Annotated in this window: 17 protein-coding genes; 12 read left to right on the top strand and 5 right to left on the bottom strand. The window is 57.0% G+C overall.

Going from position 1 to position 21,037, the window contains the following annotated elements:
- Positions 1 to 67 precede the first annotated feature (67 nt).
- A complete protein-coding gene (gene pulA, locus AS89_RS0114320) occupies positions 68 to 3,526 on the top strand; it encodes a pullulanase-type alpha-1,6-glucosidase (protein ID WP_237709697.1) in 3,459 nt (1,152 codons plus the stop codon).
- A gap of 86 nt (positions 3,527 to 3,612) precedes the next feature.
- Here the strand turns inward: pulA and galE are convergent, their stop codons facing one another.
- On the bottom strand, positions 3,613 to 4,638 hold the full coding sequence (gene galE / locus AS89_RS0114315) for a UDP-glucose 4-epimerase GalE (RefSeq protein ID WP_010133398.1): 1,026 nt from the start codon (positions 4,636 to 4,638) through the stop codon (positions 3,613 to 3,615).
- Between the two features lie 406 nt (positions 4,639 to 5,044).
- On the opposite strand from galE, the gene AS89_RS0114310 reads away from it, so the two are divergent.
- The 3 genes from AS89_RS0114310 (at position 5,045) to AS89_RS0114300 (ending at position 10,060) form a co-directional block, all read left to right on the top strand.
- Positions 5,045 to 6,967: a PrkA family serine protein kinase gene (locus tag AS89_RS0114310; protein WP_010133397.1), complete on the top strand. Its 1,923-nt coding sequence runs from the start codon at positions 5,045 to 5,047 to the stop codon at positions 6,965 to 6,967.
- A 250-nt stretch (positions 6,968 to 7,217) separates the two neighbouring features.
- Entirely contained in the window at positions 7,218 to 8,498 is a 1,281-nt protein-coding gene (locus AS89_RS0114305; protein WP_010133395.1) for a YeaH/YhbH family protein, read from the top strand.
- Positions 8,498 to 10,060, top strand: coding sequence for a SpoVR family protein (locus AS89_RS0114300; protein ID WP_010133393.1), 1,563 nt, complete (start codon positions 8,498 to 8,500; stop codon positions 10,058 to 10,060). The genes AS89_RS0114305 and AS89_RS0114300 overlap by 1 nt, the downstream gene beginning before the upstream one ends.
- 66 nt (positions 10,061 to 10,126) lie before the next feature.
- Here the strand turns inward: AS89_RS0114300 and AS89_RS0114295 are convergent, their stop codons facing one another.
- Positions 10,127 to 10,690: a response regulator gene (locus tag AS89_RS0114295; RefSeq protein ID WP_010133391.1), complete on the bottom strand. Its 564-nt coding sequence runs from the start codon at positions 10,688 to 10,690 to the stop codon at positions 10,127 to 10,129.
- A gap of 542 nt (positions 10,691 to 11,232) precedes the next feature.
- On the opposite strand from AS89_RS0114295, the gene AS89_RS0114290 reads away from it, so the two are divergent.
- From AS89_RS0114290 to AS89_RS0114260, 7 genes are all read left to right on the top strand, one after another.
- Positions 11,233 to 12,465, top strand: coding sequence for a multifunctional CCA addition/repair protein (locus AS89_RS0114290; protein ID WP_010133389.1), 1,233 nt, complete (start codon positions 11,233 to 11,235; stop codon positions 12,463 to 12,465).
- A gap of 48 nt (positions 12,466 to 12,513) precedes the next feature.
- Positions 12,514 to 13,239 carry a pteridine reductase gene (locus tag AS89_RS0114285; RefSeq protein WP_010133388.1) on the top strand — a complete coding sequence of 242 codons (726 nt, stop codon included), beginning with the start codon at positions 12,514 to 12,516 and terminating at the stop codon, positions 13,237 to 13,239.
- Positions 13,240 to 13,273: 34 nt separating this feature from the next.
- Entirely contained in the window at positions 13,274 to 13,849 is a 576-nt protein-coding gene (locus AS89_RS0114280; RefSeq protein WP_010133387.1) for a phosphoribosyltransferase, read from the top strand.
- A 117-nt stretch (positions 13,850 to 13,966) separates the two neighbouring features.
- Positions 13,967 to 15,076: an NADH:flavin oxidoreductase gene (locus AS89_RS0114275; protein ID WP_010133386.1), complete on the top strand. Its 1,110-nt coding sequence runs from the start codon at positions 13,967 to 13,969 to the stop codon at positions 15,074 to 15,076.
- A 119-nt stretch (positions 15,077 to 15,195) separates the two neighbouring features.
- The gene (locus AS89_RS0114270) at positions 15,196 to 15,885 is read left to right on the top strand and encodes a response regulator transcription factor (RefSeq protein WP_010133385.1); all 690 of its coding nucleotides are present in this window, start codon (positions 15,196 to 15,198) and stop codon (positions 15,883 to 15,885) included.
- Complete coding sequence (locus AS89_RS0114265) at positions 15,875 to 17,161, top strand: sensor histidine kinase (RefSeq protein ID WP_010133384.1); 1,287 nt, start codon at positions 15,875 to 15,877, stop codon at positions 17,159 to 17,161. Before AS89_RS0114270 ends, AS89_RS0114265 begins: the two co-directional genes overlap by 11 nt.
- A gap of 69 nt (positions 17,162 to 17,230) precedes the next feature.
- Complete coding sequence (locus tag AS89_RS0114260; RefSeq protein WP_010133383.1) at positions 17,231 to 18,343, top strand: type 1 glutamine amidotransferase domain-containing protein; 1,113 nt, start codon at positions 17,231 to 17,233, stop codon at positions 18,341 to 18,343.
- Here the strand turns inward: AS89_RS0114260 and folK are convergent.
- Genes folK through tsaD form a run of 3 tightly spaced genes read right to left on the bottom strand, consistent with a single transcriptional unit; the run spans position 18,324 to position 20,278 of the window.
- Positions 18,324 to 18,821 (bottom strand): 2-amino-4-hydroxy-6-hydroxymethyldihydropteridine diphosphokinase, encoded by a 498-nt coding sequence (gene folK / locus AS89_RS0114255; protein ID WP_010133382.1) that lies wholly within the window; start codon positions 18,819 to 18,821, stop codon positions 18,324 to 18,326. The genes AS89_RS0114260 and folK overlap by 20 nt on opposite strands.
- Positions 18,822 to 18,824: 3 nt before the next feature.
- Positions 18,825 to 19,193: a dihydroneopterin aldolase gene (folB, locus tag AS89_RS0114250; protein ID WP_010133381.1), complete on the bottom strand. Its 369-nt coding sequence runs from the start codon at positions 19,191 to 19,193 to the stop codon at positions 18,825 to 18,827.
- Between the two features lie 44 nt (positions 19,194 to 19,237).
- Positions 19,238 to 20,278 (bottom strand): tRNA (adenosine(37)-N6)-threonylcarbamoyltransferase complex transferase subunit TsaD, encoded by a 1,041-nt coding sequence (gene tsaD, locus AS89_RS0114245; RefSeq protein WP_010133380.1) that lies wholly within the window; start codon positions 20,276 to 20,278, stop codon positions 19,238 to 19,240.
- Between the two features lie 450 nt (positions 20,279 to 20,728).
- Here tsaD and rpsU point away from each other — a divergent pair, with 450 nt between their 5' ends.
- A complete protein-coding gene (gene rpsU, locus AS89_RS0114240) occupies positions 20,729 to 20,944 on the top strand; it encodes a 30S ribosomal protein S21 (protein WP_010133379.1) in 216 nt (71 codons plus the stop codon).
- Positions 20,945 to 21,037 lie beyond the last annotated feature (93 nt).

The following is a 21,037-nucleotide window of genomic DNA, read 5'->3' as shown; positions in this document are numbered from 1 at the left end:
GCCAGTGGTAACGCATAAATGCCGCGGCTGACAGAGAATCGATAATAGAAAAATAAGGTCAAAGAGCATGCAAGCATCCTCACATTCCCGGGGGAGTGCCCGCCGCGTACAATTAAGTTCGCTGCTGGCCATGGCGGTTGCCGCCGTCACCCATAGTGCCGCTCAGGCGAGTACAAACTCTGAACTTTCCATGGTCAATATTCCTGGCACCATCCAGACCGCTATCGGTTGTAGCGATGTGTGGCAGGAAGCCTGCCCTGAATCACAGCTGACCTATGACGCGGATGACGACCTGTGGCAGGGCTCTTTCACCCTTCCCGCCGGTGACTACGAATACAAAGTCGCGATCAATGGTAGCTGGGACGAAAACTACGGTGGCAATGCCGACGCGGGCGGCGGCAATATCCCACTGAGCATCGCCGCCGAACAGTCCGTAAAGTTTATCTACGACCACGAGACCAACTGGATTGCCGACAACGTACGGCACACCATCGTTACCGCCGCTGGTGATTTCCAAAGCGCACTGGGCTGCCCGGATAACTGGCAACCCCAGTGCCTGCAAACATTACTGCAGGACGTAGACGGCGACGGTATTTACACCTTCATTACCGACGCGATCCCAGCCGGCGATTACCAGATGAAAGCCGCACTCAATGAGGGCTGGGACGAAAGCTATGGCGATAGCAGCGGCAACAATATTGCGTTCACTGCAGAAGCAGGCAAAGAAATCTACTTTGCGTTCGACAGCAACACCAACAAAGTCGTCGTCAGTACCGACGGCGTTCCCCGCGGCGACCTGACCACCGATAAAGCACACTGGGTCGATACCAGCACCATCCTGTGGCCGGTTACCATGCCAGAAGGCGGTAGCGCCAAACTGGTGGCAAGCGACAGTGCCGCACTCACCCTGGGCCCAGATGGCGTTTCCGGTGATAGTGAAATTGCACTGACAGTAAGTGCAAATGGCGCGCCCGAAGAAGCAATCGCCAAATTCCCACACCTGGCCAATTCCACTGCGCTTACGGTACCCGAAACTGCGGATCTGTCCGCACTGGTAAAAGGCCAGCTAGCGGTCGCCATTTTTGATGCGGAAGGTGCAGTTGTGGATGCCACCGGCATTCAAATGCCGGGTCTACTCGATGATGCGTTTGCCTATGCAGGCACGCTCGGTGCTACCGTTGGTGAGAATGCCATCGAGTTCGCGCTGTGGGCACCAACCGCAAAATCGGTGAAGGTGCACCTGTTTGACAGCGGCGATCAGTTTGAGCCCAGCACCAATGTGGAAATGGTAGAAAACAATGGCGTTTGGACCGCATCCACCAGCATCGACTGGGACCGCAAGTTCTACATGTACGAAGTGGAAGTCTATTCCTACGCGACCCGGAAGATCGAAAACAACTGGGTTTCCGACCCCTATTCCCTCAGCCTGTCCACCAACTCGTACAAGACCCAGATCGTCAACCTGAATGATGATGACCTGAAGCCGGCAGGTTGGGACTCGGTGATGAAACCGTCTCTTGATACGGCCGAAGACATCTCCATTTACGAACTGCACGTGCGCGATTTCAGCATTGCCGACGACATGGTAAGTGAAGCCGCTCGCGGCACCTTCGCAGCGTTTGCCGAGGACGGTCGCGGTAGCCTGCACTTGGCAGAGCTGGCGTCAGCGGGCCTGACCCATGTACACCTGTTGCCCGCGTTCGATTTCGCTACGGTGAATGAAGACCGCTCCGCACAGAAAACTACCGAAGACCTCAGCATCTATGCGCCTGACAGCAGTGAGCAGCAGGCAGCGGTCAATGCAATCCGCGATGACGACGGCTTCAACTGGGGTTACGACCCACTGCACTTCACCGTACCCGAAGGCAGCTACTCCACCGACCCCAACGGCGTACAGCGCATTATTGAATTCCGCGAGATGGTGCAGTCCCTGGGCGATGTTGGCCTGCGCGTGGTAATGGATGTGGTGTACAACCACACCAGCTCTTTTGCCCAGAACGACAAGTCCATTCTCGACAAGATCGTGCCGGGCTATTACCACCGCCGCAACGGTGAAGGCTTTGTGGAAATGAGCAGCTGCTGCGCGAATACCGCCAGTGAGCACACCATGATGGAGAAGCTGATGCGCGACTCCATGAAGGTCTGGGCCACCGCCTATAAGGTGGATGGATTCCGCTTTGACCTGATGGGACACCACACCAAGCAAAACATCCTCAATGTCGCCGCGGATATGGAAGCACTCACCACCGAAACAGACGGTGTCGATGGCTCATCCATTTACCTGTACGGCGAAGGCTGGAACTTCGGTGAGGTGGTTGATGATGCACGCTTCGTACAGGCACGCCAGAGCAATATGGCAGGCACCGGTGTTGGTACCTTTAATGACCGTATTCGCGATTCCGCGCGCGGTGGCAACCCGTTTGGTGGTTTTGAGGAACAGGGCTTCAGTACCGGCCTGTTCACCGACAGCAACGGCAAGTTCAATGGTGACGAGCGCGCGACGCTGCTGACCCTGGCAGATAAGGTGCGTATCACCCTTGCCGGTAACCTGGCAGGATATGAGCTGGAAACCTCAGACGGTACCGTCATGACGGGCGCCGAACTGGAATATAACGGCCAGGCGACTGGCTACACCGCGGACCCACAGGAATCGATCAACTACGTCGCCGCACACGATAACGAGACGCTATTTGATGGCATTCAGATTAAGGCGAACGAGACCACCAGCCTGGCGGACCGTGTGCGCCTGCAGAACTTCAGCACTTCGCTGGTGATGTTCGCCCAGGGTGTTCCGTTTATCCATGCCGGCCAGGAAATCTTGCGTTCCAAATCCATGGATCGCGACAGCTACAACTCTGGTGACTGGTTCAACGCCATCGACTACTCCCTTGCCACCGACAACTGGGCCGCCGGCCTGCCGATCGCTGACAAGAACGACGACAAGTGGAACCTGATGGCACCGCTGCTGGCGAATCCGGATATTGCCCCGCAACAGTCCGATCGCGAATTTGCCCTGGCGGTATTTAAAGAGCAGCTACAGATCCGTGGCAGCAGCAAGCTGTTCCGCCTTCCCACCAAGGAAGCAATCGACTCAGTGGTGTCCTTTGCCAACACCGGCCCTGAGCAGATCCCCGGGCTGATCGCCATGCATTTGAACGATCCGGCAGGCGAGTTCGATGAGGAAACGTCGCAGATCCTGGTGCTGTTTAATGGTGGCGCGGAAGCGCAGGAGTTTACGCTGGGGTCTGCGACAGCACTGCCGTTTGCCCTGCACGAAGTGCAGCAGGCATCTGCAGATGAAGCTCTCGCTGATGCAACCGTAGAAGCCGGCGTATTCTCAGTTCCGGCACGCACCACGGCGGTGTTCACGCTGGCCCGTGAAGACGACAGCTCCATCCCCGTAGACGAGGAAGAGCTGGAAGACGACCAGGGTGAGGATGAGGACAACGACTCCAGTGGCGGCGCCACCGGTTTCGCCTTCCTCGCGCTACTCGCCGCTGCCCTGCTGCGTCGCCGCTTCTTCTAATTAGCGACCCGCTATCAGGCAAATAAAAAACCCGGCTATAGGCCGGGTTTTTTATTGCTGTCTTTTAGACGTTTCGTTACCAAGAGCTACTCGGCATACCCCTGAGGATTTTGCGATTGCCAGCGCCAGGTATCCTCCACCATGCGTTTCAGATCAAATTCTGCTTTCCACTTCAGCTCGCGCTCGGCCAGGGCTGGATCTGCATAGTACTCGGCAACATCACCCGACCGGCGGGGAACGACCTTATAGGGAATCTCCTTGCCCGCCGCTTCGGCGAATGCCTGGACAATTTCCAGTACTGAGCTGCCACGCCCCGTACCGAGGTTGTAGGTATAGCAACCTGCCCCTGTGTCATCGCTGTTGAGCTTGTTCAATGCCGCCAGATGTCCGCGAGCCAGATCCACGACGTGGATGTAATCGCGTACACCGGTACCGTCTGGCGTGTCGTAATCATCACCAAATACCTGTAACTGCGGCAGGCGGCCAATCGCGACCTGAGCCACATAGGGCAATAGGTTGTTGGGGATCCCCTCCGGATCTTCGCCAATGGTGCCACTTGCATGGGCACCAATCGGATTGAAGTAGCGCAGCACGCTGACCTTCCACTGGTTGTCCGGCGCCTTGCACAGGTCGCGCAACATGTCCTCCACCATCAGCTTGCTGGTGCCGTAAGGACTGGCCGCACCGGTGGGAAAGTCTTCACGCACCGGCACGGTCTCCGGGTCGCCGTAAACAGTCGCAGAGGAACTGAAGATTAACTGGCGGACGCCCGCCTCTTCCATCACCTCGCACAGGGTCAGGGTACCGGCAACATTGTTCTGGTAATAACGCAGTGGTTGAGCAACCGATTCCCCAACCGCCTTGAGCCCGGCAAAGTGAATCACCGCCTGTATCGGGTATTGTGCGAATACACCACGCAGCGCTTCGGCGTCGGTGATATCCACCTGATGAAGCGGCACCGAGCGGCCGGTAATCGCCTCGACGCGCCGCAGGGCCTCCTCACTGCTGTTATACAGGTTATCCACCACTACGGGCTCAAAACCGGCCTCAATCAACTCCACGCAGGTGTGGCTGCCGATATACCCCGCGCCCCCAGTTACCAAAATCTTCATCTATGCCCTACTTCTTCGTAAACGTTAATCACAGCAAACCTGTCCTATTAACTATTTCGGATCAGGATCAATCCTTGTCGCATTTTACCTGCCGCTTGTGACTGGTTTTAGCTCGTCAATGCGCTTCGCAAAACTGACGCGCCAATCGACGTATCTTGTCACTATCCGCCTTTCAAGGCCACAGCGCTGACTATCCTGAAAGTGCGGGACCTGTTAGCAGGCCCCCTGTTGCGACAGCAGCATCGTCGCGCAATCAATAGGTAATAACGATAGCGTTCCCGCTCTTCCAGCCTTACCGGAATGATTTTACGGGATGTATTCGCGGTCATCACACGCTGCAGCGCAGTAGGTACTCCACGGCAGGAGGCCGGTTACTGACGCGGTACGCTACAGGGAGTCGTAAACCATGTCGATATTCAATCACTACCTGGAACGCTATGAGTCGATTCAGGAGGAAGAGCTCACTATCCAGGAGTACCTGGAGCTGTGTAAAAATGACCGCAGCGCCTACGCTTCGCCGGCGGAGCGCATGCTGATGGCCATCGGCGAGGCGGAGCTGGTAGATACCTCTCGCGACCCACGACTCTCGCGTATCTTCTCCAACAAGGTCATCAAGCGCTACAAGGCGTTCAGCGAATTCTATGGCATGGAAGAAGCGATTGAGCAGATCGTGTCCTTCTTCCGCCATGCCGCCCAGGGGCTGGAAGAGAAGAAGCAGATTTTGTACCTGCTGGGCCCGGTGGGTGGCGGCAAGTCATCCCTGGCGGAACGGCTCAAGGCGCTGATGGAGCAGATCCCCATTTATGCCATCAAGGGGTCGCCGGTGTTTGAGTCGCCGCTGGCGCTTTTCTCGCCCACCGAGGACGGCCAGATCCTGGAAGAGGATTACGGCATCCCGCGCCGCTATGTAAACACCATCATGTCACCCTGGGCGGTGAAGCGCCTGCACGAATACAACGGCGACATCACCAAATTCAAGGTGGTCAAAATCCGCCCATCGATTCTGGATCAGCAGGCAATTGCCAAAACAGAGCCGGGGGACGAGAACAACCAGGATATCTCTGCACTGGTGGGCAAGGTCGATATCCGCAAGCTGGAAGATTTTCCGCAAAATGACCCTGATGCCTACAGTTTCTCCGGCAGCCTGTGCCGCTCGAACCAGGGCCTGATGGAATTTGTGGAAATGTTCAAGGCGCCGATCAAGGTGCTGCACCCACTGCTGACCGCAACCCAGGAAGGCAACTACAACAGTACCGAAGGGCTGGGTGCCATCCCGTTTAACGGCGTGATCCTGGCGCACTCCAACGAGTCGGAGTGGCAGTCGTTCCGCAACAACCGCAATAACGAGGCCTTCCTCGACCGCATCTACATCGTCAAGGTGCCCTATTGCCTGCGGGTACAGGAAGAGATCCGTATCTACGACAAGCTGCTGGAAAACAGCTCGCTGTCGAAAGCCCCCTGCGCACCGGACACCCTGCGCATGCTGGCACAGTTCTCAGTACTGTCACGGGTGAAGAATCCGGAAAATTCCAGTGTATTTTCCAAGATGCGGGTTTATGACGGCGAGAACCTGAAAGACACAGACCCCAAGGCGAAGACCATTCAGGAATATCGCGACAATTCCGGGGTCGACGAGGGCATGAACGGCCTCTCTACCCGCTTCGCGTTCAAGATCCTGTCCAAGGTATTCAACTTCGACGCGACCGAAGTGGCCGCCAACCCGGTGCACCTACTGTATGTGCTGGAGCAGCAGATTGAACAGGAGCAATTCCCGCCAGAGATTCAGGAAAATTACCTGGGCTTTATCAAGGAATACCTGGCACCGCGTTATGTGGACTTTATCGGCAAGGAGATCCAGACCGCATATCTCGAGTCTTATGCGGAATACGGCCAGAACCTGTTCGACCGCTATGTAACCTATGCGGACTTCTGGATTCAGGATCAGGAATATCGCGATCCGGAGACCGGTGAAATTCTCGATCGTGCAGCTTTGAACGAGGAGCTGGAAAAAACCGAGAAGCCCGCAGGCATTTCCAATCCGAAAGACTTCCGCAACGAAATCGTCAACTTTGTCCTGCGCGCCCGCGCCGGCAACCAAGGCAAAAATCCGGACTGGAGGTCTTACGAGAAGCTGAAAGCGGTCATCGAGAAGAAGATGTTCTCGAACACCGAGGATCTGCTGCCGGTTATTTCGTTTAACACCAAAGCGTCTGCAGACGACCAGAAAAAGCATGCGGACTTTGTTGCCCGGATGGTGGAGCGAGGTTACACCGAGAAGCAGGTACGACTGCTTTCCGAGTGGTATCTGCGGGTGCGTAAGTCTCAGTAATTGATCGGGGTTGGTGTCTCGAAGTCCGACGGTGGCGGCCCTGCCACCGGTGGAGCTCTCCGAGACACGCCGTGAACCCATCCCTGGGGGCTTGTCCGTCGGGTCCCTCCGACGGACAGTCTCGAAGAGCTCCACCGGTGCCAGGGCCTTCAGACAACCCATCCAGCTCCGTGATCAGCAGAGCTGGTATTGATTGCTTGCCACATCGCCGAGTTTGCAGCGGCTTAGGTCAGCAACATAAGGCAGTACTATGAGCTACATCATCGACCGTCGCCTGAATGGCAAAAAGAAAAGCACCGTGAATCGCCAGCGTTTTTTACGGCGTTACAAAGCACACATCAAAAAAGCCGTTGGCGAGGCCATGAATAGCCGATCCATCACCGACTTGGGTAAAGGTGAAAAGATCAGCATCCCCACCCGTGATCTCAATGAACCGATTTTCTCCAATGGCCGCGGTGGGCACATGGAGCAGGTGTTACCGGGCAATAAAGAATTTGTCACCGGTGACCGCATTCCGCGCCCCGGACAGGGGCAGGGCCAAGGCAGTGGTGGCAGTGGCGCCAGCGACAGTGGCGAGGGGATGGATGAGTTCGCCTTCCAAATTTCGCAAGATGAATTCCTTGAGTTCATGTTCGAAGGTCTCGAGCTGCCAAATATGGTCAAGCGCAAGCTCGCCGGTAACGATGCCTTTCATGTGGTGCGTGCAGGTATTTGCAACGAGGGAACGCCCGGACGGCTGAATGTGGTGCGTTCCATGCGTGCGGCAAACGCGCGCCGCATTGCGTTGAGCGGTGGCAAGCGTCGCAACCTGAAGCTGCTGGAGCAGGAACTACTGGCCGAGGAAGAAAAAGATCCCGCGCTGCGTGACCAGCGCAGGCTGGAGGAGCTGCGCGCAAAAATTGAAGATCTGCGTGCTCGCGTGGGTCGCATCCCCTTTCTGGACGACTTTGACCTCAAGTACAACCTGCTCGTGAAACAGCCTCGCCCCAGCTCCAAGGCGGTGATGTTCTGCCTGATGGATGTGTCCGGCTCCATGAACCAGGCCACCAAGGATATGGCCAAGCGGTTTTTCCTGCTGCTCTACCTGTTCCTGCAGCGCAGTTATGAATACACCGAGATCGTATTTATCCGCCATCACACCAGTGCCAAAGAGGTGGACGAACAGGAATTTTTCTACTCCCGCGAAACCGGCGGCACCATCGTATCCAGTGCACTGAAGATGATGCGCAACATCATGCGAGAGCGCTACCCGGCCAGCGAGTGGAATATTTACGGTGCCCAGGCCTCCGATGGCGACAACTGGAACGATGATTCCAGTACCTGCCACAAAATCCTCATCGACGACATCATGCCCCACGTGCAGTACTACTCCTATGTGGAAATTACTCCGCGGGATCACCAGGCCCTGTGGGATGAGTACCAGAGCGTGGCGGCAGTGTTCCCAGAGCACTTTGCCATGGAGCAAATCATCGATATCGGCGATATCTACCCGGTATTCCGCCAGCTATTTACCCAGAAGGTTGCCGCCTGATGCTTGATACAGCACTCACCAATAAGCAGCCCATCTCCACCACCTCCGAGTGGACGTTCGAACTCATTCAGGAGTACGACCGGGAAATCGCGCTGCTGGCCAAAGAGTTTGGCCTGGACACGTACCCCAACCAGATTGAGGTGATCAGTTCCGAGCAGATGATGGATGCGTATTCATCCGTGGGCATGCCGGTGGGTTACAACCACTGGTCCTTCGGCAAGCAGTTCATCAGCGTGGAGAACAACTACCAGCGCGGGCGCATGGGTCTGGCGTATGAAATTGTGATTAACTCCAATCCCTGTATTGCCTACCTGATGGAAGAAAACACAATGACCATGCAGGCGCTGGTGATCGCGCATGCTTGCTACGGACATAACTCGTTCTTCAAGGGTAATTACCTGTTCCGCACCTGGACCGATGCCAGCAGCATCATTGATTACCTGCTGTTTGCAAAAAACTACATTGCCCGCTGCGAAGAACGCTATGGTGTCGATGAGGTCGAGGCGCTACTGGATAGCTGCCACGCATTGATGAATTACGGCGTCGATCGCTACAAGCGTCCCTATCCCATTTCCGCCCATGAAGAAGAGCGTCGCCAGAAAGAGCGAGAGGAGTATCGACAGCGGCAACTGAATGATCTGTGGCGAACCATCCCGAAACTGGGCAGCGGTGAGGAAGAGGCCGCGGTGCATCGTTTCCCCAATGAGCCTCAGGAAAACCTGCTCTACTTTATCGAGAAGAATGCGCCACTACTGGAGAACTGGCAGCGTGAACTGATACGTATTGTACGCAAAATGGCACAGTATTTTTATCCACAGCGTCAAACCCAGGTAATGAACGAGGGCTGGGCAACCTTCTGGCACTACACGCTACTGAACGAACTCCATGCCCAAGGTAAAGTTACCGATGGCTTCATGATGGAGTTTCTGAGCAGCCACACCAGTGTGATCTACCAGCCACCTTACGACAGCCCCTACTACAACGGTATCAACCCTTACGCACTGGGCTTCAGTATTTTTACCGACCTGCGGCGTATCTGTGAAAACCCCACCGATGAAGATCGCGCCTGGTTCCCGGACATCGCCGGTAGTAACTGGAAAGAAACCCTGCAGTTTGCCATGCGCGACTTCAAGGACGAAAGCTTTATCCTGCAGTTCCTGTCACCCAAGGTGATGCGGGACATGAAGCTATTCTGTATTTCCGATGACGATCGCGAGAAAGAAATTGAGGTGGGGGCCATCCACAATGAAGACGGCTATCGGGAATTGCGAGCGAAACTCGCCGGGCAATACAACCTGGGCAATCGCGAGCCGAATATCCAGGTGTATTCCGTGGATACCCGTGGCGACCGCTCAATCACCCTGCACCACACGCAGCATCAGCGCCGGCCTTTAGGGAAAGATACCCTCGAGGTACTCAAGCATTTGCACCGTCTGTGGGGGTTCGACGTGCATCTGCATAGCCTCAACGGCGATGAAATTACCGCGAGTTACCATTGCCCGGAACAGGGAAGAGATCGCTCGGAGCTAGAAGAGTCCATGCTGGTGCCAAAGCCGATCTAATATCGGCGCGGCACCTGCACAGGTACATCGCGCAGACAACGCGGGCAGATTAACCGTGCAGGTAAATCAGGCGTCCAACAGTAGGTTAATACGCCCAACCAGCTCATTGCGGTCGCAACCGGCAGCAACCACCGCATCGGCACCGGCATCCAACCAACGCTGCTGGTTATCTTCGTCTTGTGGCGCAACCAGCACCACGCTCAGGGACGAAAATTCACTGCGTGAACGCAGCATATCCAGTACCTGAAAGCCGTTTACCCCTTCCAGATTACTATCCAGCACCAGCATCGCCGGTTTGCCGCTGGCCAGCATCGCACCAGCACCAAAAGAATCGCTCGCCAGATCGACTTCACAACCCGCCTGTTGCAGTAACTGACGCCCCGCAATCATCTCGGGCGCGTCGGACACCAACAGTATTTTACGCGTGGCGGCGCCCAGCTCTGCTGGTACCGGCATGGCGTTATCGCGCAGGAAGCCCACGAAGTCTTCCACACAGATGCGGTGATCACCACGGCCCGGGAGCTTGTACGCTTTCAGCTGCCCACGCTCAATCCAGCGGATTACGGTACGGAAATTAACTCCGCAATACCGGGCGGCTTCCCCGGTCGTAAGTACATGCACATCGCTCATCTTATTACTTTCCCCCACGAATCGCGCATCTTGTTATCAATTGTGCTGAATTAAACCAAAAAAACAGGCGTTAATTCTATGCCTATATATGTTTAACGAACCAACCGACATTTCCCTCAATTAAAGTTTGAAAGCCATGGTTGACAGTTATGACAGGTTAAATAAAATGAACGCCATGTTGACGTCGACCAATTATGTCGGCAAAACACGCGTTAACTAGCCTGAACATGCAGCCTTTTGTATCAAACTGTCACTAAGTGGCGTTCAACTGGTGTTTTACGGGCCTTTTCAGCGCACACGAGCTTGTTGGGATTCTCTCTTCACGAATACCCTAAGACCCTGGGCCCCCTTGTTTTTTCGGGGCCTTTTTTTTATCTTCCCGATCCTCCATTTTTCTAATATCTACCTGAGTGCAAGCGCTTTTTGGCGTGGTTTATCTCAGGTTCAGCGGTATTTATGGCAGTCTTCGCCTCGTCTCTCGTTCCTCACCTGACCGCCCGCCCCGCTGGTGCGGCGCAGCCATTGATACTGGGGGCCGCGCGATGAATGTCTTTCTGGTTGGCGGTGCTGTCCGTGACAAACTGTTACATCGCCCCGTGCACGAGCGCGACTGGGTAGTAGTCGGTGCCACCGAGCAGGCCATGCGCGATCGTGGCTTCCGCCCGGTGGGCAAGGACTTCCCGGTTTTCCTGCACCCGGATACCGGTGAGGAATACGCTCTGGCCCGTACCGAGCGCAAAAGCGGTCATGGCTACGGCGGTTTTACCGTGTTTGCCAGCCCTGACGTCACCTTGGAGCAGGACCTGCAACGGCGAGACCTTACCGTCAACGCCATGGCAGAAACGGAAAATGGCGCCATCATTGACCCTTACGGTGGGCGTGCCGATCTGGATGCACGCATACTGCGCCATGTATCACCCGCCTTTAGCGAAGACCCCTTGCGTATACTGCGCGTAGCCCGCTTTGCCGCGCGCTACGCACCGCTGGGCTTTACCATCGCCGATGAGACTATGGCGTTAATGCGCACCATGGTGGAGGCAGGAGAGGTAGAGCACCTGGTTGCAGAACGGGTCTGGAAAGAAGTGAGTCGCGCACTTACCGAGCCACGGCCCGATATTTTTATCCGTACGTTGCGGGATTGTGGTGCCCTCAAGGTGCTACTGCCGGAGGTGGATTGCCTGTTTGGTATCCCTCAGCCACCACTGCACCACCCTGAGATCGACACTGGCGACCACGTGCTGCGGGCCCTGCGCCAGGCACCGCCGGAGCTTCCGGTGCGCTTTGCGGTACTGGTACACGACCTCGGCAAGGGCGTTACTCCGCAGGAGGTTCTGCCGAGCCATCGCGGCCACGAAGCGGCCGGCCTGCCACTGGTACGGGCAGTGTGTAAACGCTTGCGCGTGCCCAACCCCATTACGGCGCTATCACTCGGCGTATGCGAATACCACTTACACTGCCACAAGGCCTTCGAACTGCGCCCGCAGACACTGCTGAAACTACTGCGCGCGCTGGATGCGCTGCGCAAACCGGAACGCTTCGAACAGTTTCTGGAGAGCTGTGAAGCGGACGCCCGCGGGCGCCTGGGACTTGAGGACCGCGAGTATCCGCAGGTCGATTACCTGCGCGCGGCGCGCGCTGCTGCCGCACAGGTGGACCCGCAGACACTGATTGCGCAGGGCTTCGCGGGCGCGGAACTCGGCAAGGCGCTGGACCAAGCGCGCGTGCAAGCCCTGACCCAATTAAAAAACACCTACGGAGCCCCCGGTCAGGACTGACCGGCAAGCGCTGCTCCTCGCAACCCATCCGCCGACGGGAATACACGAATGGCCACAGCTCTGATTACCGGCGCCGCCGCGCGCCTCGGGCGCGCAATCGCCGAAGAACTCCACCGCGATCACCAAGTCATTGTGCATTACCGCCACTCCAACCAGGCCGCGCAAGCGCTGGTGGAATCTCTCAATCAGCGCCGCCCCGGCTCGGCGGCCACAGTTCAAAGCGAGCTGGCAAGTGCCGATGACTGCCAGCGGCTGGCAGAGGCTGCTCTGGCCTGCTTTGGCGAGGTTTCCGTGTTGGTGAACAACGCGTCCGCCTTTTATCCCACCCCCATCGGCCAGACCAGCGAACAGCATTGGGGGGAATTGATGGGCAGCAACTTGAAAGCCCCATTTTTTCTCAGTCAGGCCCTGACTCCCGCGCTGGCGGATGCCGGTGGCTGCATCGTCAACCTGGCCGATATTCACGCAGACAAGCCCATGCCCAGCCACACGATTTACAGTGCGGCCAAGGCGGGCCTGGTCATGATGACCAAGAGCCTGGCTCGCGAACTGGCACCACGGGTACGGGTCAATGCAGTGGCCCCGGGAGCGATTCTGTGGCCGGAACAGGCCAGTGAAGGCTATAACAAGGAGCAGATACTGGAGCGCATCCCCATGCAACGCAGCGGTGACCCTTCAGACATCGCACGCACGGTGCGCTTCCTGGCCTGTGATGCCCCCTATATCACCGGCCAGACAATCGCGGTCGACGGTGGCCGCAGCCTGAATATGTAATGCCGGTATTTAAATCGAAGCTTGAGGTAACGCAGTGAGCGAAAAGCAATATATTTCCGCCCAGTCCCTGCTGGACGATTCCTACACCTTGGCCCTGAAGGTCGTGGAGAGTGGTTTTCAGCCGGACTACATCGTTGGGGTTTGGCGCGGCGGGGCGCCTATCGGCATCGCTGTGCAGGAGATGTTCGATTTCCTCGGCTTCCACGCGGACCACATTGCCATTCGCACCTCCTCCTACTCTGGGGTTAACCAGCGCCAGAAAGAAGTCAAAGTGCACGGGCTGACCTACCTGATCAAACAGGTGGAGTCCCATGAAAAAATGCTGATTGTCGACGACGTTTACGATACCGGACTGAGCATCCAGCAAGCCATCAGTGACATGCGCAAGGCGGCAAAGAAAAACACTCCGGAAATCCGGGTTGCCTGCCCCTACTTCAAGCCCAGTCGCAATCAGACCGATATGGAGCCGGACTACTACCTGCACGAAACGGACAAGTGGCTGGTCTTCCCCCATGAGCTCAAGGGCCTGAGCATGGACGAAATCCTCGCGAATAAGGAGGAGCTGCGCAAGCACGAAGATAAATTGCGCGCGCTGAAAAAAAGCGACTAACCATTCACGAAAGTAACCGCTCATCGCACGTCTGCCACAGCGTATCGCAGAGGGTTAACCCTGCCGCCGTAAACGGGTAAAGTCGCACGACTCGAAACCCTTAAGCAGGAGTACACGATGAGCAACCCTCTCGACAGTCTGTTGCGTCCCTTCGAACACAAATCCCTGAAGTTACGCAATCGTGTGGCCATGGCCCCCATGACCCGCACCGCTTCCCCCGGCAATATCCCCAACGATCAGGTAGCGGGCTACTACCGCCGCCGCGCCGAGGGCGAAGTGGGCCTGCTGATTACCGAAGGCACTTTCGTCCACCCGGCCGGGAACGGCTATGAAAATGTGCCTGCGTTCTACGGTGACGAGGCCCTCGCGGGCTGGAAAAAAGTCGTCGAAGGCGTGCATGCAGCCGGTGGCCAGATTATTCCGCAGCTGTGGCATGTAGGCGCAGTGCGCAAGGAAGGCACCGGGCCGGACAAATCCCTTCCCGGTTACTCGCCCTCCGGCCTGTTCAAGCCCGGCAAACCCAACGGCAAGGCGATGAGCAAAGCCGACATCCAGGAAACCGTGCAGGCATTTGCCGATGCTGCCAAAGCGGCAAAAGCGATTGGTTTTGACGGCGTCGAGCTGCACGGTGCCCACGGTTACCTGATCGACCAGTTTTTCTGGGAAGGCACCAACGTGCGCGACGACGAGTACGGCGGCTCGCTGGAAAACCGTACCCGCTTCGCGGTGGAAATTGTCGAAGCCGTTCGTGACGCGGTAGGCGAGGATTTTGCCATTGTCCTGCGCTATTCCCAGTGGAAACAGCAGGACTACGATGCACGACTGGCGCACACGCCAGAAGAGCTGGAGCGCTTCCTGACTCCGCTCAGTAATGCCGGTGTGGATATTTTCCACGCATCGACACGACGCTTCTGGGTGCCGGAATTCGAAGGCTCCGATATGAACCTGGCCGGTTGGACTAAAGAGCTTACCGGCAAGCCGGTCATTTCAGTGGGCAGTGCCGGTCTCGACGATGACTTTATTGGCGGCAACAACCAGGGCATGGGCGGCACCGCCAACCCCACCGGCCTGGACGAGCTGACACGCCGTATGGATAAGGGCGAATTCGACATGATTGCCGTGGGCCGTGCCCTGCTGCAAGACCCGAACTGGCTGCAAAAAGTACAACAAGGTCGCGAAGAAGAAATCGTACCGTTTACCAAAGCGGCATTGGCAAGCCTGAGCTGATCAAAACCTGGGAGCTGCGCCTGCAAAGCCTGCAGCTCCTCAGCAAATCAGATTTCACTTCAATTTCACCGGTACCTTGTCACAATGTCTACTCATCCAACATGTGACAGGCACTGCCGGTGAACTCCCTCAAGATTCTTCTGGTTGAAGACAACCCCACCCTTGCCCGTCAGACCGGTCAATTCCTGGAAGGGCACGGCTGGCATGTGGACTTTGCCAGTAACGGGCAACTCGGCCTGCAACTGGCACTGCAGGAGATCTATGACCTGATTCTGCTGGACCTGAACCTGCCGGACATCGATGGCCTCGAAGTCTGTCGACAGCTGCGTGAGAAAGCACAGTTCGCTGCCCCGATTCTGATGCTGACCGCCCGCGATGCCTTTGCCGACAAGGCACAGGGGTTTGACTCGGGCGCAGATGACTACTTGTGCAAACCGTTCGACCCGCGTGAGCTGGCCCTGCGTTGCCGCGCGCTGGCGCGACGTCGGGAATTGCACCGCAATGACGAAATCCATATCGGCCCCCTGTATGTCCACCGGCGCCGTCGCGAGGCAAGCAGAGATGGGCAAGCCCTCAAGCTCACCACCATTGCCTTCAATATCCTGTGGGAGCTTGCCTGTACCTATCCCGAGCCACTCAGCCGCGGGGAAATTGTGCATCGTATATGGGGCGATAACCCGCCCGACAGCGACGCGCTGAAATCCCACATCTATAGCCTGCGACGTCAGCTGGACCGGCCATTTCCCGAGCCCATGCTGCGCACCATCAGCAGTATCGGCTTCCAGCTGGAGCAACCAAGTGCAAGCTGAAACACCCCGCAGCAACCTGCAGCGTAAAGTCTTCACCCTGTTCGGTGGCTTTACCCTGCTGCTCTGCCTGATTTATTCCGGTATCGGGCTGCTCACGGCCTACGTGATTGAGGACCAGCTGCTCGACAACCTGATTAATGAAGAAGCGCGTTACATCGAACAGTCATTTCGCAATGACGGCACCCTGCCCAGCCCCCGGCTACCGATGTTTACCCTGTACACATCAAATGCCGATACCCCGCCAGAATTCCTTACCGCACTGGCTGGCGAACAACGCAGGGCCGAATACTTTGTTGAAGGGCACCAGCATTTTCACTTGCGCGAACTTTCCCCCGGCACTGGAGCAATACTTGCCGCTGAAGTCGGCGATCTGCTCACCGTTTCCAGTCAATCGGGCCGGCTGATCTGGCTGCCACTGGCCGTGTTTCTGCTCACCACGCTTTTGGCGCTATGGCTTGCCTACCGGCTTGTGACGAGCGCCATTCGCCCAATTCTCAACTTGGCCCGGGAGGTTGAGTCGCAAGCAACCAGCCAGTCGCCACTGGCGCTGAGCACCAGCAGCCGTCACGACGAGATCGGCTTTCTCGCGCGTACCCTGCAACGCAACCTGCACGAACTTCAACAGGCCCGGCAGAGGGAGGCGGAATTCACCCACGATGTCAGCCACGAACTGCGCACAAACCTGGCTATCGCCAGTAACACCCTTGCTCTTGCCACCGAGCAAGGTTTGAATGTGGAAGAATCTCGCAAGCTCAGTGAGATACTGGCGGCAATGAACAGAACCGTCAGCACGCTGCTGACACTGGCACGATCGGAATCCTTCGAGCGTTCCAGTTTCGACCTGCGACCGCTGGTAGAGGAGCGCCTACTCGCGCGCCGCGAGATAACCATGTGCGCAGACTTTCAGTTGGACGTTACGCTACCCGACACTCTGCCGGTAACAGGACACCCGCAACTTGCGGCATCGCTGCTTGATATTCTTCTCGACAATACCAGCCAGCACGCATCCCAACCCGCGCTGCTACTTCACTACGAGGGTGGTGCGCTCACCTTTGAAAACCCCGTAGCGGAAGACCTCGAGACGACATCATTGTTTGAGGCAGGCGCGCGTGGGCCGGACAGTGAAGGCTTTGGACAGGGCCTCTATCTAGCGAACAGAATATTTAGCGCACTGGACTGGCGATTCTCATGCACTTGCGAGAACGGTAAATTTTCGCTCCGTGTATTTCCTACAGTGGATGACAGCGACCAGCAACATCTCGCCAAGTCCACTTAGTCCGATTATTTCACCCGCGCTTCACCTCGGGTCAGACAAGATCTCCCTACTACATACAGGAGATCCTCCATGCTCAAAAAAATACTGACAACCATCCTTTGCATCACCGCAGTTTTGTTCGGTGCCGCCTTCTGGTTAAAAAGTCTTATCCCGTCGGCACCCGATCACGAAGCATTGGCACGCACAACCATCGCGGATGTGCCCTACCTCAAGCAAATTCCTACTGAGAAACCACGCGGACGCATTCTCGTGGTCGTTAGCAGTGCCTCGGAGTTTGGCGACACGGGTAAAAAAACCGGCTATGAATTTACCGAACTCGTGCGCCCCTACTATGTATTCAGCGCCAACGGTTTTGCCGTGGATATCGCCAGCCCACTGGGCGGGGAACCACCCGCGGTGATGGACAAGGATGACATGGGACCGTTCGAATATGCCTTTCTGAACGATGAGGCCGCAATGGCAAAGCTGCGCAACAGTATTCCTTTGGAAAACATTGTCGCGGACCAGTATGAAGGCATCTTCTTTGCCGGAGGCAAAGGCGCCATGTTTGATTTCCCGGGCAACCCAGCCATACATGACCTGGTTGTCGCACTACATGAGAACGATGGCGTCATCGGTGCGGTCTGCCACGGCCCCGCCGCACTGGCAGACATCACACTCGATTCCGGCGCTTCGTTTCTCGAAGGGCGTCGCATCAGTAGTTTCACTAACGAAGAGGAGCTGTTCCTAATACCGGATGCCGAGCAGGTATTTCCGTTCTTACTCGAGACCCGCTTGCGCGATAACGGTGCCGTATTTGAGAAAGGCCCACTCTACCTGAACCAGGTCAGCGCTGATGACGGCCTGATCACCGGGCAAAATCCTTGGTCGTCATGGAATGTCACCGAGGACATGGTTCGCGCGCTGGGTTATACACCGGCACAACGAGCCATCACCGAGACCGAAAAAACCGTGGAAGTACTGCTGGCCTATGAGAGTAAAGGCCACGGGTCAGCCAGTGACGTGCTGCAGAATTTTTTGCAGCACGCAGAAGCTGATGGAGAAGTGATTGACCGACGTTTACTGGCCATGCACGGAATTGTCGCGGCCATGAAGGGAGAGCTGAAGAAAGCACTGGATATCGTGCGGCTGCTTGCCAGCGCCAAACCCAGTGCAACCGATCCTAGTCTTCCGGCCAGTTGAAAGGCACAGGCCAGAGTTTCTGGGACGCTTTATCGTAAGCCTCCCAGAGCTGCTGATAGGTCTGCTTCGCAACGGGATGCACAGCTTGCGGGGCAAGCTCCGAGAACGGCAGCAACACGAACGCATTCTTGAGGATTTCATCGCGCGGCAGGGCCACGCCGTCGACTTCGCCGGTGAGATCGCCATAAGTGAGAATATCGATGTCCAGGGTCCGCGCGCTGAACTTTGGCCCACTGCGCACGCGGCCATTGGCATCTTCGATATCGCGCAGGCGCAGGGCCAGCTCGCCAACCGACAGACCCGTATCGATTGCCGCTACCAGGTTGTAAAAATTATCGCCCTCGAAGCCCACCGCTTCACTTTCGTAGACCTGGGACATTTTCAGGTCTCCGAAGGCTTCTACTAACGCATCCAGCGCGGCACACAAGTGCTTTTCACGGTCAATGTTACTACCGAGACTCAGGTAGACGATTGCCATTGATCAGACCTCCACAGCCTGTTTTTTACCACGTTCTATGATGACACCCACATCGCGCGCGCCGCGCACGGCGCCCGGCTTGGAAAGGCGCAGGCGCAGCCAGCTCACATTGAATTCGCTGCGCACAATCTCCGCGGCCTGTTCTGCCATGGTCTCCACCAGCAGGAACTCGCTGCCCTCGATAAATGCGATCAGGCGCTTGGCAACGGCTTTGTAGTTCAGCGTGTGTTCGATATTGTCCGTGCGGGCAGCCTCACGGATATCGAATGCCATTTCGATATCGAGACTCACGGTCTGGCGCACTTCCCGCTCCCAGTCGTAAATGCCAATAATGGTCTCGACTTTCAAATCACGGATGTAAACGATATCCAACGCTCGTCTCCTTTCATTTGTACTTTTTATTCTGCGCTTGCTCGCTAGCGAGCACCGAGCGCACCGGTCAATTCGGTCAGCGGCCAGCGCGGACGCACTTCGATTTCGAGATCCGCACGCTGCCCGGCCTGCAAACGCAGGCAACCGGCATAAGCGATCATCGCACCGTTGTCGGTACAGAATTCCTGTCGCGGGTAATACACACTGCAGCCGTCTTCTGCGAGCCGCGCTTCCAGCCGCTGGCGCAGCAGGGTATTTGCCGAAACCCCGCCGGCAATCACCAGCGTCTTGCGCTTCGCCTGCTTGAGGGCGCGGCGGCATTTAATGACCAGCGTATCCACCACCGCTTCCTGGAAGGCTGCGGCGATATCCGCACAGGTCTGCTCATCCGGCAAACCGTCTTCCAGTGCATGTTTTTGCACGGTGGTGAGGGTGAACGTTTTCAGGCCGGAGAAGCTGAAGTCGAGCCCGGGGCGGTCGGTCATCGGGCGCGGGAAGGTAAAGCGCAGCGGGTCGCCTTTTTCCGCCAGCGCCGCGAGGCGCGGGCCTCCAGGATAATCCAGGTCCAGCATTTTAGCCGCCTTGTCGAAGGCCTCACCGGCGGCATCATCGAGGGACTCGCCGAGCAACTCGTATTGCCCCAATCCCTGCACATCCACCAGCTGGGTATGGCCGCCGGAAACCAGCAGTGCCACAAAAGGGAATTCCGGCGGGTTTTCCTCCAGCATCGGGGCTAGCAAATGCCCCTCCATATGGTGCACACCGATCGCCGGGACATCCCAGCCGTAGGCAATGGCCCGGCCAGCACAGGCGCCCACCATCAGCGCGCCAATCAGGCCCGGGCCCGCGGTGTAGGCCACACCGTCGATATCTTCGGCGCGAGTATTGCTCTGCGCCATCACTTCGCGCACCAGCGGCAACAGTTTGCGCACATGGTCGCGGCTGGCAAGCTCGGGCACCACACCACCGTAGTCCGCGTGCAGCTTTACCTGACTGTAGAGCGTGTGACCAAGCAGCCCCTGTTCGCTGTCGTACAGGGCTACCCCGGTTTCATCGCAGGACGTTTCTATTCCGAGTACTCGCACAGTGCCCGACTTCCCTTATGTAATGACAATTTAACCGAAAACATGTCGCAACCGGCCAAATTACCGGCACCAACCCCCTTGCGGGGGCGCTATCATACTCTCACGTGGGCCAGAAATCCGCCGCACCGCGCCGAAGTCACCGCCCGTTTGCCAGCAGCGGCCAGATTAACCTCATACTCGAGGCTGCAATCGGGTCATCTGCGATGCCGTCTAGCCAGTCGCAACGCCCGTGTGGCGCTGGCTGGCACCCGGTTGGCGCAATTGCACCCACAAGGCTTGCGAAGGCCAAATCATCTGTATAGAATTTGCGCCCTCGCTGTGAACCGGCCTCCGGCTTGTATCTGCGAGATAGACAGTTTGCCGGATAGGCCCCGCCAGTTCCCGTAGTGTTACGAGTAAGTATTGCTTGAGGGATTCTGGCCGAGAGAAACGAATTTTACAGGTAATCTAATGCCCTCAGTACGCATCAAAGACAACGAGCCATTTGACATCGCTCTGCGCCGCTTCAAGCGCTCCTGCGAAAAAGCCGGTGTACTCTCCGAAGTACGTCGTCGCGAGTTTTACGAGAAGCCCACTTCTGTTCGCAAGCGCAAGGCTGCGGCTGCTGTTAAGCGCCACGCCAAGAAAATGCAGCGCGAAAACCGCAAGTTCCAGCGTCTCTACTGAGTTTTGCCGGGCCTGAGCCCGGTCTCTCGCTCACAGCACGCTGACGCGAACGCGGTTCGCGATCTGAAACGGCGCCCGAGGTCACTCGCGCGC

Source organism: Microbulbifer agarilyticus S89 (assembly GCF_000220505.1).
Taxonomy (GTDB): domain Bacteria; phylum Pseudomonadota; class Gammaproteobacteria; order Pseudomonadales; family Cellvibrionaceae; genus Microbulbifer; species Microbulbifer agarilyticus_B.
The sequence above is the reverse complement of the archived record's forward strand: the minus strand, read 5'-3'. Positions and strand labels throughout refer to the sequence as shown.

Excerpts from the sequence above, each read along its gene's own strand:
- AS89_RS0114300 (WP_010133393.1), top strand. The coding sequence starts at position 8,498 with ATGCTTGATACAGCACTCACCAATAAGCAGCCCATCTCCACCACCTCC.
- AS89_RS0114295 (WP_010133391.1), bottom strand. The coding sequence starts at position 10,690 with ATGAGCGATGTGCATGTACTTACGACCGGGGAAGCCGCCCGGTATTGC.
- galE (WP_010133398.1), bottom strand. The coding sequence starts at position 4,638 with ATGAAGATTTTGGTAACTGGGGGCGCGGGGTATATCGGCAGCCACACC.
- folK (WP_010133382.1), bottom strand. The coding sequence starts at position 18,821 with ATGGCAATCGTCTACCTGAGTCTCGGTAGTAACATTGACCGTGAAAAG.
- AS89_RS0114275 (WP_010133386.1), top strand. The coding sequence starts at position 13,967 with ATGAGCAACCCTCTCGACAGTCTGTTGCGTCCCTTCGAACACAAATCC.
- AS89_RS0114285 (WP_010133388.1), top strand. The coding sequence starts at position 12,514 with ATGGCCACAGCTCTGATTACCGGCGCCGCCGCGCGCCTCGGGCGCGCA.
- AS89_RS0114260 (WP_010133383.1), top strand. The coding sequence starts at position 17,231 with ATGCTCAAAAAAATACTGACAACCATCCTTTGCATCACCGCAGTTTTG.
- pulA (WP_237709697.1), top strand. The coding sequence starts at position 68 with ATGCAAGCATCCTCACATTCCCGGGGGAGTGCCCGCCGCGTACAATTA.
- rpsU (WP_010133379.1), top strand. The coding sequence starts at position 20,729 with ATGCCCTCAGTACGCATCAAAGACAACGAGCCATTTGACATCGCTCTG.
- AS89_RS0114310 (WP_010133397.1), top strand. The coding sequence starts at position 5,045 with ATGTCGATATTCAATCACTACCTGGAACGCTATGAGTCGATTCAGGAG.
- AS89_RS0114305 (WP_010133395.1), top strand. The coding sequence starts at position 7,218 with ATGAGCTACATCATCGACCGTCGCCTGAATGGCAAAAAGAAAAGCACC.
- AS89_RS0114290 (WP_010133389.1), top strand. The coding sequence starts at position 11,233 with ATGAATGTCTTTCTGGTTGGCGGTGCTGTCCGTGACAAACTGTTACAT.